Genomic DNA, 15,122 nt, shown 5'->3' with positions numbered 1-15,122 from the left:
TCTTAAAAACGCTTACTATTTTCACAACATTCTTATTATAACACAGAGAAAAACTATGGTTTAGCTACTTTTGACTTTTCTCCTTCACGATTCGTTTGTGTATTATATGGTACAACGTAAAAGCTCGGTTTTGAAAATATGTTAACGAACTTTTCCTCATATTCCCCAGCACCATTTACAGTGCTAACATGCGTATGAATTCCGTTCTCCACTCTATAGATTCGGTACATAATTCTGTTATCTGGAAGTGGCGTCCAGCTTAATTTTGCTTTAAATAAACCGAAAGGGCTAAATGATAGTTTCATTTTTACATCTTCAATTTTGCGCAGCCGAATCGGAGCGCCGATTGTTTCCACACCTTCAGGCTTCATAAACTTCTCTTTATGTTCTACATTAGCCTTCGTTAAAATTTTCTTAAACAATTTTGTCGCAGATGCACTTTCTCCTTGCAATTGATGCTCCTTATCCGTACGGTCATAACCAATCCAAACAGCGCCTACTAAGTTCGGTGTATAACCAACGAACCACATATCTCTTGCTCCCTTATCGTCATTTGGCAATGAAGTTGTACCCGTTTTTCCAGCTAGCGCACCGTTATATACACCAACTCTCGCTGTCCCTTCCTTCACAACTCCTTCTAGCATTTTCGTCATATACCATGCTGTCTGCTTCGAGAAGATTTTCGTCTCTACTTTTGGAGATTCCCCAATGACTGCACCGTGTCTGTTTAATACTTTATCAATAACGTGCGGCTCGATAATATTTCCATTTGCTAAAAATGAACGATACATTTTTACAAGATCAAATGTTGAAACGCCATTTTTCAATCCGCCAAGCGCTGTACTTAAACCAGCATCTGCAATATGAACATTTCCTTTTTCTAAATATTGCTTTCCTTCTTCTACCCCTAACTCATTTAATAAAGAAACTGCCGGTACATTTGCCGACTCTAAAATCGCATCATACATCGTCATTTCTTTTGAATACTCATGATTATAATTTCGAGGTTCATACCCTTCAAAAGAATTTCTTTCATTCGTTAATAAAGAATACGGATTATACTTTTTCGTTTCTAGTGCTGGTGCATAAACGATAAGTGGTTTTAAAACAGATCCAGGCTGCCTTTTGGCAAAAACACGATTAAATCCTCTCGGGACGTACTTTCTTCCCCCAATCGCCGCTTTAATCCCTCCCGTACGATTATCCATTAATAAGAAAGCACCTTGCGCCCCCTCTTCTTTCCCAGGGAAATTCCTTGCATCTTGAAACTGGTTATATGCTACCTTTTGAATCTTTTCATCCATAGGTACGACAAACGTATATCCTCCGCGAAGTACTTCTTGATGAGACAATCCGTATAAACGAGCGGCTTCATCTATGACCATATCAATATACGGCATATATGCAAGCTCATTCTCATCTAAATTTTTATATAGAGCAATTGTCTTCCCTTGATAACGAACGCTTTCTTCTGCAGTCAAATAGCCTTGTTTATGCATAAGTGACAACACTAGATCACGGCGTTCCTTACTCTTCTCTGCAGAATAGTACGGTGAATATCCGTTTGGTGACTTCGGAAGGCCTGCAAGCATTGCCCCTTCCTCTACTGTTAAATCCTCAACATTTTTATTAAAATACAACTTTGCTGCCGCTTGAATGCCGTAAGCCCCATGACCAAAATAAATATGATTCATATACATTTCAAGAATTTGTTGCTTCGTATATTTTTGCTCTAATTGAAGAGAAATTGCGACTTCCTTCAATTTGCGCGTAAATGTTTTTTCACGAGTTAAAAAGACGTTTTTAGCGAGTTGCTGCGTAATGGTACTACCACCCTCTACCTTCTCTCTAGCTAACGTATCTTTATAAAGAGCACGGAATATAGACGGATAATCAATCCCTTGATGCTCATAAAACCGAGAATCTTCCACCGCAACAAACGCCTGCTGCACATACTTCGGAATTTGCTCGATCGGTACGAGGTCTCTATTTTCTACGTATAATTTCGTAATTTCTTTCCCTTTCTGGTCAACGATACGTGATGAAGAGTGGAAAACGAGCTGCTTTTCATCCATCATATAGCCACCAGCTAACACGATAAGTTTATAGAGTACAATCGCTACTACGAACGTTGCGACGCCGCCTAATAAAGTCCACTTTACTTTCTTCATACATCGTCCTTCTTTCCAAATGATGGTACATTTATTATTTGAAAAAGAAGTATCTTTATGTATATAATCTTCGAAGTTTTTTAAGAGAGTTGATATAATAGAAACAAACTAGTAAGGGGGCATTAAAATGAAGGCTATTATTTCATACGAAACACCTCTAGAACAAGCACATTTCACTGCAAAAAATGATGAGAAAAATATGTTTTATAAAGAAAATACAGAAGAATCTGTAGAAGGCTCACTTCAGTATGACGTACTAGATGCTGTCGGTGAATTTAAAGGACAACCTGGCTATATCGTTTGTAACAATATTTCTGTAACAGACGAAGGTCGCCCTGTATTTGAAAACCGCTTTAAAAACCGCGCAGGCCTTATCGAAAACGAACCAGGATTCCAAGCGATCCGTGTTCTACGCCCATTAAGTAACGATACATATGTCATCTTAACGATGTGGGAAACAGAGCAAAACTTTAAAGACTGGACAGAATCACGTTCATTCGAAAACGCTCATAAAAAACGTCCCACGCAAGCAGAAGGAACACCTCAGGCTCAAGCGCATCCACATGCCGAACAGCAACAGAGTATTTTCTCTCGCCCTTCTTTTGTGACTACTTTTGATGTGTTAGTTTAATTTTTTTGAGTTTGGAGTTCGGAAACCGCGGTATGTGAAATTATATCGGCGTTTTTTCGAATTTATCGGCGCAACTCAAATTATATCAGCGTTTTTCTGAATTTATCGGCGCAACTCGAATTATATCAGCGTTTCTTCGAATTTATCGGCGCAACTCGAATTATATCAGCGTTTCTTCGAATTTATCGACTTATCGACAAATCATGACACAAAAAGGAAACACCATTACACACCGGTGTTTCCTTTTTCTTTGTACCAATTATATATACGAAGTGAATCTTTTTTTCTCATATGCTTTACTTCATAACCCCGCCCAGCTACCGCTACAAGAGTTGTACATAATTCATCCTTTCTTTGAAAATACGATTGATTATAACCTACTGCTTGAACATGTCTTCTTCGCATTATTCCTGTATATTTCGAAAAATTACGATATACAACCGTTAGTTGATTTTCTCTTAATTCATAACCGCCACTTTTATATCTAGCATACGCAAGTAACGAAAACACGATAAATAACGGTAAAATAACAAACAATGCAATATATTGTTTTAAATATATACTTACGCTAGCAATTAGAACTGTGAGTATGATACTTATTAACCAGCCCATAATGAAATAACGACGCAACGCTGTTTTTGGTAAGTGAGCGATCTCCGCTTCAATTTCATAAGGTAACTCTAAATATGTGAGCAGGTGCTGTACATCTTTTTTCTTCATAAAAGGATGCAGCATCACTTCATTACTTGCTGCTCCAATACTGTGAATTGCTTCCACTTCAACAGCGCAATAACCAAATGGCTGGCGAAGCATACATTCTTTTACAGTAATCGCTTGAATTCGGTGCAATTTTAAGACAAACTCTTTCTTTTCAAATAACCCTTGAACGATACGAATTTCTTCCCCTTTTCGCTCAATTTTAAAGTTTGCATATTTCAACACATATCCAGCCGTGGAAATAATCCATGAAATTGCCATTAAAATTAATGCTATTACAATTAGTTTATAAACACCGTTTCCCATCACATACGCTTCTACTTTACTTGTGAATCCTTCAGGAAGAACAAAATCAAACTTTGTGTAAAGAAGTACCAGTCCAGAAAACACTAGTCCGAACCGACCAGATGTAATCGCTGCTGCTAAAACCTCTTTCGCTGTTAACTGATAAACCGTCTTGCTTTCTTCCTCTTCTATTTCTTCTTTTACAGTAGTTTCTTTCTTATGTAATAAAGAGATTAAATGTTTTGCCTCGTCTTCTTTAATACCAGCCAACATCACTTCTGGTTCACTACCACCACCCGCTACTTCTATATTTAACTTCATAAGCCCAAGCATCTGATAAATGACATTAGAAGACGTACTAACATTTTGCACACGTTCTTTATTTAAATAACTTTCCTTCTTTACAAAAACACCGTGCTTTATATGTAAAATATTATTCTCAATCCAGTACACTTTAAAATACCATTTAATTGCTGAAAAAATAGCCATGATGAATAAAACAACCAGAAGGAAAAGATAAAATAAATACCAAGGTTCCACTTGTTCATCAGGTTTAAATAAAACAAGAATAATAAGTGGCAACAAACTCGCAACTCTAATACCTAACAATATCGTAATCGGATGTTGCCTCTTATACATCCTTATCACTCACTTTCGCAAGTTCTCCAATTTGTCTTTTTAGCTGTTCTGCTTCTTCTTTCGTTAAACCTGGAATACTATGAGAAGTTGCGGCTGTTGAAATGTGTAATTCTGCTAAATTATACTTTCTCATGATCGGCCCTTGCTCAATCGTTACGTGCTGCACACGGATCATCGGAATAAGTACGCGTTTTACAACGAACATTCCCTTTTGAATCTCAATCTCTTCTTCATTTAATCTGTAACTATAATAGCGCTGACGCAAATTTGGAAACACAAAATAATCAAGTGGAATAAATGTAATAGCTCCTGTTACTAATAGTCCAAACAACCAGCCCCACCAGTTAAAGTTAATCATAAAAAAGAAATACGCAATTACGACTGTTAGTATAACTGCCGCCCCAATTAAAGCGTGAATTCGCCACACTTTCAGCATATTAGAATGAATCTCTCTTTCTAACGGCTGCACCTCATCACTCCAATTCTATGAATTTATTACTTATATATTATCAAAAAATAAGATTTCATATACATTTTTGTAAATTTATAGTCAAATAATAACATTTGAATCAAAAGCATATTAAAGAAAAACATACCTCAGTTTTGAAAATTATATATTATAAATATGAATTATATTGAACTAAAATAAACCTTACATGATTCATGCAAGGTTTATCGTTTTATACACAATATATTTCATTATTGTTGAGATATACTAGTATCGCTTTCAATTCGCTTTTCTTTTTGGCTCAGTTTTTTATCTTTAGATTTTTTTAATGTTAAAGTCATGCCAATAAAAATAAAAAGAATTCCTGTTATTTGCATTAAAGTTGGACGGAATCCAGTAAGTACAGTATCTAATAATATTGCCACTGCCGGATCCAAAAAAACTAATATTGAGATTGTTTTTGTAGATAAATAGCGTAAACTATCAAAAAACAGATAATATACTATCCCTGTGTGAATAAAACCAGTAGCTATAATATATGTCCAATTACTTTGAGTGAGGCCACTAAAAGCATCTAAATCTATAAATGGTATTAAAAGAAATATCCCCAAGAATGTTTGTAAAAATGTCATTGCATACGCACTCATTTTGTTAATCCCTTTACCAAATAAAGTTGTAAATGCATAAAAGAGAGCTGCAAGAAATCCCCATATCATACCTGAAGACATTAATGAACCGACAGAGAAACTTCCATCGATACCAGCAATTAATAAAGCTCCTGCAAAACACACAATTATTGAAATGATAGATATGAATGTTAATTTTTCTTTAAAGACGATACTTCCAATTAACAGTACAATTACGGGTGCAAGATGATAAACCGAGATAGCAATTGTAACTGACATATTTTCAAAGGCTTTAAATAAGAAAACCCAATTAAATACTAAGAAAAAGCCACATATTAAAACTTGAATAACTTCTTTTCGTTCCCATTTATCTTGTTTATATTGCCCTGTAAGCAACCAGCATACACTTAAAAATATTGTCGCAAAAATACACCTTACAAACACTAATTCAAACGAAGGTAAGTTTGTTTGAACTGAAAAAAATCCAACTGATCCAAAGATAACCATTGATGCTATCATCTTTAAAGCCGGTACCGTTTTCTCTTGCTTAAAACTTTTTTGAAGCAAATTAATCCCCCTCCAATAAAAACTCGGTTTATAGTGAGAAAAACACCAGCCTAAAAAAGGACAGGTGCTTTTCCTCAAAAACACTCAATTATAAATTTTTCCCAGCAGTCCAACCACCATCAATTACAAAATTAGAACCAGTAATAAAGCGGGCCTGATCAGAAATCAAGTACTCAATACATGAAACAATATCCTGCGGCACCCCCCAAGTATCTAAAGATTGATTACTTTTTATCATAGACATCAAGGCTGTATTACTAAAGTATTCTTCTGTAAGTTCAGTTCTAATAACACCGGGAGAAATGCTATTTACCCTTATATTTTGCTTCCCAAATTCCATAGCCATCTGTTTAGTCAATCCGATTAAAGCATGCTTTGATGCAACATAAGCAGCTCGCTCTGGTTCAGCCATTAATCCAGAAACCGATGCTATATTCACAATACAACCTTTTATTTTCGATTCACACCATCGCTTAGCTACTTCCCTAGAAAGGATAAATGGGGCTACTAAATTTACATCAATTACTTTTTTAAACATATCATCGGATAAATGTAAAACAGGTGTTATCTCTCGAATACCAGCTGCATTTATTAATATATCAGGAGAAAGCTTTTCTAAATCTAATTGAGTAAAAAGATTATGAATCGCTTCGCTATTACTTAAATCAATTTGCACTACTTTCAAAGGCATATCTGTTTTCATATAATCTATTAAGTTATTATTATTAATATCAAGCGCTATTACATGAAATGATTTTTCTAAAAAGTATTTTATACAAGCATGACCTATACCGCTATTGGCTCCAGAAATCATAATTATTTTATTCTCTCTCATTTTGTCTCCTTATAAGAAAATGTTACTAATAAAATATCACGAAAAGCCTCCGTACTACATTCTGTTCCAAGTGGCGTTACGGCATGGAAGACCTTTTGTCCAAATACTAAAGTTTCTAAAGGCTCCTTCAAACTTATAAACTGATTAATTTCCCGAGGAGAATTAGCTATTAAATTATCTCCACCAATAGCTGTATTACTTAAATTCATAAGGTGTAAAAACACTACTGGTTCATCATCTTTATGTAACCAAATAGGTGAACTAAAAGATGGTCTTTCTTTAGTAGCTTTATATCTTACTTGATGTAAACCTATAATTAAGTCTTTACTTGTATCTATTATATTTGTTTTAAATGCAAATTCAGTATCGAAGCGCACGATATTTTGAATTAAAGGATTGCATAAAAAGCTATCATTTATGCTATTGAACTGTCTAACTTTCCCGCCATCGTCATAGTTATATTCTTTAGATTGGAAGTAATCATTACTATTATCTAAAATATAATCTGGTGAATCAACATACTTTATATACCTTGAATAAGATCTAGCACGGCATTCACCGTATGCATCATCTTCCAAATTATAATAATCTAACTGTGCTTGTGTTAATAAACGATGATTCTCTTCCTCTTGTAAAAAGATTTCATTTGAGATTTCAAGGAATCCTTTAGATTCAAATTCATGTACCTTTTCTTCTATGCTAAAGCCACTCATTTTACTAAGAACAAACGTCATTATAAAAACCTCCACACTATTGTATTTTTCTATCTCACCCTATGTTAGAAATGCAATAAGTAACCGAGATTCTTGCTTAATAAAATTAAAAATTATGATATTCAATTAATACACCAAATGAAATATACGTAATTCATTAAAATTATTTATTAAGCAATATTATATATCCTTTCGGGTATTTTTTCTAATTATCTGAAGATTTATCAACATTAGTCTTAATATTCAAAAATAAAGAAATAGATTTTTCAGAAAGATAAAACTGCGCATATTGCAATTATTTATGTATATAACTTTTTTAAAAATTATATTTTAAATATAGGTAGTTTTTTATAAATTTTTTGATATAATTACATACGGGAAAAGGGAAGGATTTTGTCTTCCCTTGTGTTTTTATTTGCATCTAGTACTTTTGCTAGATGCTTTTTTTTATGCTAAAAAAGGTATCCTCAAATACTTTGAGGATACCTTTTCACCTTTATTATCTCTGCTGTTTTCTACCTAATATGAGTAATCCAAAACTCATCATTACAAGAAGTGCTCCCATATATGGTTCCACAGGCATTTTCTGCCCTGTCTTCGGTAATTCTTTTTCAGGTTTCTCTGGATTCGGTGTCCCAGGCTTTTCTGGATCTGGTGTCCCAGGCTTTTCTGGATCTGGTGTCCCAGGTTTTTCTGGATTCGGTGTTCCAGGCTTTTCTGGATCTGGTGTTCCAGGCTTTTCTGGATCTGGTGTTTCTGGGCCTGGTGGCGCTAAATGATTCAATTTGTTTAATACTTCTAATTGAACTGCATTTATCATTCCATTTGTAATTTCAAATGGAATTGGATTAGTTAATTTTTCATATCCTTTTGGTGCTTCTACTTCTACTAGTGTGTAGTTACCTACAGATAGATCTGTGATTTTTGCCTTTCCATCTTTATCTGTTGTTACTTTCACTACTACTTTTCCCTTTTCATCATGAACCTCAAACACAGCTCCTGATAAGACTTCCTTGCTTTCAGCGGCCATTTTTGTAATCTCCACTGAACCTTTGTCTAACTGTTCATTCTCTACTTGCAATGATAAGACTTTCGTCATACCTTTTGTAATTTCGAATGAAACTGGCTTTTCTAGTGGTTTGTAGCCTGCTGGTGTTTCTACTTCTACTAACTCATACTTTCCAATAGATAAATCTGAAACGTCTGCTTTTCCTTCTTTATCCGTTGTTACTTTCGCAACCACTTTGCCTTTTGAGTCACGTACTTCAAATACAACATTTTCTAATGGTGCTTTACTGTCTTTATCTATTTTTGTGATTGCTACATTCCCCGTATCTACCATTTCATTTTCTACAGTGAACGCTAAAGATTTTGTCATACCTTTTGTAATTTCAAATGGTACAGGCTTTTCTAATTTTTTGTAGCCTGGTAAACTCTCTACTTCTACTAACTTGTACTTTCCTACTGATAAATCTGCAACTGTTGCTTTTCCACCTTTATCTGTCGTTACTTTCGTTACTACCTTGCCTTTGTCGTCTTGAACTTCAAAGACTACACCTGCTAACGGTGCCTTATTATCTTTATCTATTTTTGTAATTTCTACATTTCCCGTATCTACCATTTCATTTTCTATTTTTAATGATAGAACTTCTGTCATACCCTTTTTAATTTCAAACGGTACTGGTTCTGTTAATTGTTTGTAGCCTGGTAAGCTTTCTTTCTCTACTAATTTGTACTTTCCTACAGATAAGTCTGAGATTTTTGCTTTACCATTTTTATCTGTCTTTACTTCCGTTACTACTTTTCCTTGTTCGTCTTGTACTTCGAAGACTACGTCTTCTAATACTTTTTGACTATCTTTATCTACTTTTGTAATTTCTACTGAACCTTTGTCTAACTGCTCATTCTCTACTTTTAATGATAAGACTTCTGTCATACCTTTTGTAATTTCAAACGATACTGGTTTCGCTAGTTTTTTATATCCTGGTAAGCTTTCTACCTCTACTAGCTTATATTTTCCTACTGATAAATCAGCAATTTTTGCTTTACCATTTTTATCTGTCGTTACTTTTGTTACTACTTTATCTTTTTCATCTTGCACTTCGAATGTTACGCCCGCTAATACTGCGCCACTTTCTTTGTCTACTTTTGTAATTTCTACTGAACCTTTGTCTAACTGTTCATTCTCCACTTTTATTGATAAAACTTCTGTCATACCTTTTGTAATTTCAAACGATACTGGTTTCGCTAGTTTTTTATATCCCGGTAAGCTCTCTACTTCTACTAGCTTATATTTTCCTACTGATAAATCAGCAATCTTTGCTTTTCCTTCTTTATCTGTCGTTACTTTTGTTACTACTTTATCTTTTTCATCTTGCACTTCGAATGTTACGCCCGCTAATACTGCGCCACTTTCTTTGTCTACTTTTGTAATCTCTACTGAACCTTTATCTAACAGTTCGTTCTCTACTTTCAATGATAAAACTTTTGTCATACCCTTTTTGATTTCAAACGATACTGGTTCTGTTAATTGTTTGTAGCCTGGTAAGCTTTCTTTCTCTACTAATTTGTACTTTCCTACAGATAAGTCTGAGATTTTTGCTTTACCATTTTTATCTGTTTTTACTTCCGTTACTACTTTTCCTTGTTCGTCTTGTACTTCGAAGACTACGCCTTCTAATACTTTTTGACTCTCTTTATCTACTTTTGTGATTTCTACATTTCCCTTGTCTAACATTTCGTTTTCTACTGTTAAAGCAAGAGATTTTGTCATGCCTTTTTCAATTTGGAAAGTAATCGGATCTACTAATTGTTTATATCCTTTTGGTGCTTTTACTTCTACTAACTTGTATGTGCCGACTGATAAATTAGTAACTTGTGCTTGTCCTTTTTTATCTGTCGTTATTTTAGCGACTACTTGTCCTGCTTCATCTTGAATTTCAAAGACTGCATCAGCTAAAGCATCTTTATTTTCTTTATCTACTTTTGTAATTTCTACATTTCCTGTATCCACTAATTCATTTTCTACTTTTAGCTTTAGCGCTGTTACTCTACCCTTTTCAATTTCGAATGAAATTGGCTTTTCTAGTGGTTTGTATCCTGCCGGTGTTTCTACTTCCACCAACTCATACTTCCCGATAGATAAATCTGAAACGTTTGCTTTTCCTTCTTTATCCGTCGTTACTTTTGCAACTACTTTTCCTTTTAAATCACGTACTTCAAATACAACATTTTCTAATGGAGCTTTACTATCTTTATCTATTTTTGTTATCTCTACATTCCCTGTATCCACCATTTCATTTTCTACTTTTAATGATAGAACCTCGGTCATGCCTTTTTTGATTTCAAATGATACTGGTTTTTCTAGCTTTTTATAACCAGGTAAACTTTCTACCTCTACTAATTCATACTTTCCTACAAGTAAATCTGAAACATTTGCTTTTCCATCTTTATCTGTCGTTACTTTTGTAACTTCATTACCCTTTTCATCTTGGACGATGAATGTTACTCCCGCTAACGGTGCTTTATTATCTTTATCTATCTTTGTTATCTCTACATTTCCCGTATCTACCATTTCATTTTCTATTTTTAATGATAGAACTTCAGTCATGCCTTTTTTGATTTCAAATAATACTGGATCTGTTAGTTTCTTATAGCCTGGTAAACTTTCTTTCTCTACTAATTTGTACTTTCCTACTGATAGATCTGAGATTTTTGCTTTACCATCTTTATCTGTTTTTACTTCCTTTACTACTGTTCCAGCTTCATCTTGCACTTCAAAGACTACGCCTTTTAATGCTTTTTTGTTGTCTTTATCTACTTTTGTAATTTCTACTGAACCTTTATCTAACTGTTCATTTTCTACTTTCAATGATAGGACTGTTGTCATACCTTTTGTAATTTCGAATGATACTGGTTCTGTTAGCTTTTTGTAGCCAGGTAAACTTTTCGTCTCTACTAATTTGTACTTCCCTACTGATAAATCAGAGATTTTTGCTTTACCATCTTTATCTGTTTTTACTTCTGTTACTACTTTGCCTTGCTCATCTTGCACTTCGAAGACTACGCCTTCTAATACTTTTTGGCTATCTTTATCTATTTTTGTAATTTCTACTGAGCCTTTGTCTAACTGCTCATTTTCTACTTTTATTGCTAAAGCTTTTGTCATACCTTTTGTAATTTCAAATGGCACTGGTTCTGTTAGCTTTTTATAACCTGGTAAGCTTTTCGTCTCTACTAATTTGTACTTTCCTACTGATAGATCTGAAACGTTTGCTTTTCCATCTTTATCTGTTACTACTTTTCTTACTACTCCATCTTTCTCATCTTGGACTTCAAATTCGACACCTGCTAATACTGCCCCGTTTTCTTTGTCCACTTTTGTGATTTCTATATTACCTTTGTCAACCATTGCATTTTCCACTTGTATTGGGAATATGCCGTCCCCTGTTACATTTACTTCGAACTCTGTTTCTTTTAATTGGTATCCTTCAGGTGCTTTCGTTTCTTTTAAAATATATTTTCCTAGTGCTAACGGTTTAGAGGTTGCCTTACCATCTTTATCTGTAACAATATGTTCGACTACTACACCGTCTTTTACTATATCAAACTCTGCATTTGCTAATGGTTTTTCACCATTTTCCGAATCAATTTTCTTTATTTCAATTTGACCCTTTTGCACAGTATTTTTAATTTCAATTGTTTTTGTTTCTCCAGCTTGAAGTGTAACCTCTACTGGGCTTGTTAATTTTTGATATCCTTCTGGTGCTACTGTTTCATAAACTTTATACGTCCCCGGAGCTAAAGTTTGAGGTACTGAAAAACCTTTTTCGTCCGTTGTCAGTTTTGCAACAACTTCATTTGCACTATTTCGAACTTCAAATTCGGCACCTTTTAACCCTTTGTTCGGATTCTCAGAATCTATTTTATGAAGCGATACTGTACCATCTTTTGGAGCTTCAGGCGGTGTAATAGTTACTTCTTTTGATGTTAATGTTTTATCATCAAAATGTAATTCCGCTTTATTAGGAATCTTCTTATCTACGTAAGAAGATAAGTCTGCATTATTTTTAATTTTCGCCTTGATACTAAGATTAATTATCTGGTCTTCATATGACTTATAGTCAAAATTCTCATCAAACGTAAATGTTACTTCACTTCTTTGTTTATCTATCTTTAGCGTTCCTTTAGAAGTAATATCTTGGCCATTTTGATCATACACTTTTGCCTCTAATACTTCTAAAACATCTTCTAAATCATCACTAATTACCATTGATGTGTATTTAGGAGGATCGTTTGGTATATGTGTACCAACTTGATATTGAATAACTTGATTCATTTGTGTTAGCTGCTCATTCTCTACAAGCTTGCCATTCTCATCAACTATATTTTTTTCAATGCTAGGTGGATTATCGTCACCTGAACCGGATCCTCCCCCACCACTCACAAATACTTGTCCTACTTTTTCTTCAGTTTTAATATTTTTACCTTCTAATTTCACAGTATTTTTATGAGGTTTTGCAGCAGGATTTGTAACCTTTGTTTTATATCTTAAAATATAGCCTTTTGAACTGTCTGGAAATTCAATTGTAAATCCAGTCTTTGTTGCATTTATTTTAATGTTAGATAAATTTGCTGGCTTAATATTTGTTGGTGCATAACCATCTTCAAATACAGCCTCTTCTAATAATACGCTGTCTGTAATTAACTCATGCCCAGGTCCTAATGTATCTGTTAATTTAAGATCTTGCATTTCTGTTCCAGTTGCATTTACATATACAAGCCAATCAGCAATAGACGGATCTTCTTGATTATAAGAACCCCATTTCAATAGATTTTCCGTATTGGGTTGTGGCTTCGGTCTCTCTGTCGTATTACTTACATTTACTTCTTTATTTACGATTTGACCATCAACGTTAAATTCTAATGGAATTTCTTTAACACCATCATATGCTTCTAGACCAAAGTAGAATTCTACGAATAAAGAACCTTTAATGTTGTTCTTTCCTTCTACGTAATCACCCATAGTACACGTTAATAGACCCTTTTTCATCTCACATGTACCAACTGTTTTTCCTTCAGCATCTTTTAAAGGAAAACTCATATTCATAAGGTCTTTTCGAAACTCTTTTGGCATATCAATTGTGAATTGATCTCCACTTTTTATTTTTTCTTTAGCTGACCACTTCACTTCTACTTTCATACCATCTGAGGCTTGATATGGTTCAGATGTCGTGCCATCAGTACGGGAAATATTAATTTCGTCCACTGGACTTTTCATCACAGCAGCTTGAATAACTGGAGCCCACACATTCAGCACTGAAAATAATACTAGAAAAACTAATGAAACCATTGAAATATGTCTTTTAGTACTTTTCATTTGCATAGTTCCTTCCTATTTTTTATATTTATATAACAAAAAAAGACCGTCCGGTTGCATCAAAAATGTGCAACCAGACGATCTTAGTAACCAATATGTATTACCGTAGACTCTAAGCTTTGCGGCCTATCCTTTCGAATAGTGTGCTAAAAATATCTTTTATTCTTTTTTTGTTTCATTTTCCTCTTAAACCAAATATTACTATACCGTCTGGACGGTTATAATTCAATACTCTATAAAATTGTTCTATTTTTCTAATAAAAAAAACAATTCACCACTACATTAAAGAAGCAATGGTGAATCATTTTAAAATTATATATTTCGTATATTATATTTATATGAATTAACAATAAGAGCTTGAATCACTTTTTCTCTTAACTCGGGGCTTAGTCTTCCAACCCCTAAATATTCCGAATACCATAATCCATCTGCTGCTAATCTAATAATTGTTGCACAAACTGAATCTATCTCATCATTTTCTATATTTTTTTGCAGTTGCTGAAATGATTGTTGTAATGGCTCAAGTAATTCAGGTTTTAACATGAGTGCTGCCATCATACTGCTAGACAACTCTTCTGTTCTTCTCTCATTACTTAATCTTTCCTCTACAAAAGAGCGAACCCATCTCCCTTTCCTCTCTGAGTCTTCCGCTACTTTATTGTAAATGGCCCCTTCATAATCCTCTACCCCTCGGACTATCATACCTTCTATTAAAGCTTCTTTATTTGAAAAGTGATACAATAATCCACCTTTGCTTAAACCCGCCTCTTTTGCCACTGCTTCTAAAGTTAATTTAGCAACCCCTTTACATTGTACAATTTGAGAAGCGGCCGCCAAAATCTTTTGCCGCGTTATGCTTATACTCATTCCTTTTTAAAACCCCATTTCTACTAAATTTATATAAATACGAATCTTATTTTTAATATTGTTGATTACTACTAAATATTTTCTTTATACAACAAAAGCTTCATTACCTTTGAATTTTTAGTTACTTATTCTATTAAAAATTTCCATATCATTCAATATGATAACATCAAATACACAACATTGACTATACATCTATACTTTCATATTCATTCCTAATATATCCATTAATAAAATTTACCGATTT

The 15,122-nt window shown here is 33.9% G+C and carries 9 protein-coding genes and 1 riboswitch; of the genes, 1 reads left to right on the top strand and 8 read right to left on the bottom strand.

The annotated features are described in order from the left end of the window. Positions 1–53: 53 nt before the first annotated feature. A complete protein-coding gene (locus NST27_RS05535; protein WP_000756297.1) occupies positions 54–2,171 on the bottom strand; it encodes a transglycosylase domain-containing protein in 2,118 nt (705 codons plus the stop codon). A 127-nt stretch (positions 2,172–2,298) separates the two neighbouring features. Between NST27_RS05535 and hmoB the strand changes: the two genes are divergently transcribed. After that, positions 2,299–2,802 carry a heme-degrading monooxygenase HmoB gene (gene hmoB / locus NST27_RS05530; protein ID WP_000644066.1) on the top strand — a complete coding sequence of 168 codons (504 nt, stop codon included), beginning with the start codon at positions 2,299–2,301 and terminating at the stop codon, positions 2,800–2,802. Between the two features lie 225 nt (positions 2,803–3,027). Here hmoB and NST27_RS05525 read toward each other — a convergent pair whose 3' ends face one another. The 7 genes from NST27_RS05525 to NST27_RS05495 all read right to left on the bottom strand — a co-directional run bounded on the left by NST27_RS05525 (position 3,028) and on the right by NST27_RS05495 (position 14,878). After that, on the bottom strand, positions 3,028–4,443 hold the full coding sequence (locus tag NST27_RS05525) for a PH domain-containing protein (RefSeq protein WP_000278150.1): 1,416 nt from the start codon (positions 4,441–4,443) through the stop codon (positions 3,028–3,030). Then, on the bottom strand, positions 4,436–4,912 hold the full coding sequence (locus tag NST27_RS05520) for a PH domain-containing protein (RefSeq protein ID WP_001182722.1): 477 nt from the start codon (positions 4,910–4,912) through the stop codon (positions 4,436–4,438). The genes NST27_RS05525 and NST27_RS05520 overlap by 8 nt, the downstream gene beginning before the upstream one ends. Before the next feature lie 230 nt (positions 4,913–5,142). Further along, positions 5,143–6,084: a DMT family transporter gene (locus NST27_RS05515; protein ID WP_000939626.1), complete on the bottom strand. Its 942-nt coding sequence runs from the start codon at positions 6,082–6,084 to the stop codon at positions 5,143–5,145. A gap of 88 nt (positions 6,085–6,172) precedes the next feature. Further along, complete coding sequence (locus NST27_RS05510) at positions 6,173–6,919, bottom strand: SDR family NAD(P)-dependent oxidoreductase (protein WP_001208942.1); 747 nt, start codon at positions 6,917–6,919, stop codon at positions 6,173–6,175. Continuing rightward, the gene (locus tag NST27_RS05505) at positions 6,916–7,653 is read right to left on the bottom strand and encodes a 2OG-Fe dioxygenase family protein (protein WP_000144819.1); all 738 of its coding nucleotides are present in this window, start codon (positions 7,651–7,653) and stop codon (positions 6,916–6,918) included. The genes NST27_RS05510 and NST27_RS05505 overlap by 4 nt, the downstream gene beginning before the upstream one ends. A gap of 478 nt (positions 7,654–8,131) precedes the next feature. After that, a complete protein-coding gene (locus tag NST27_RS05500) occupies positions 8,132–14,017 on the bottom strand; it encodes a SpaA isopeptide-forming pilin-related protein (RefSeq protein ID WP_001178118.1) in 5,886 nt (1,961 codons plus the stop codon). A gap of 59 nt (positions 14,018–14,076) precedes the next feature. Then, positions 14,077–14,169, bottom strand: a riboswitch (cyclic di-GMP riboswitch). Between the two features lie 154 nt (positions 14,170–14,323). Next, positions 14,324–14,878 carry a TetR/AcrR family transcriptional regulator gene (locus NST27_RS05495; protein ID WP_047385715.1) on the bottom strand — a complete coding sequence of 185 codons (555 nt, stop codon included), beginning with the start codon at positions 14,876–14,878 and terminating at the stop codon, positions 14,324–14,326. Positions 14,879–15,122 lie beyond the last annotated feature (244 nt).

Source organism: Bacillus sp. FSL W8-0770 (assembly GCF_038008705.1).
Classification (GTDB): Bacteria; Bacillota; Bacilli; order Bacillales; family Bacillaceae_G; genus Bacillus_A; species Bacillus_A cereus.
This window is presented reverse-complemented; position numbering and strand designations above follow the sequence as displayed.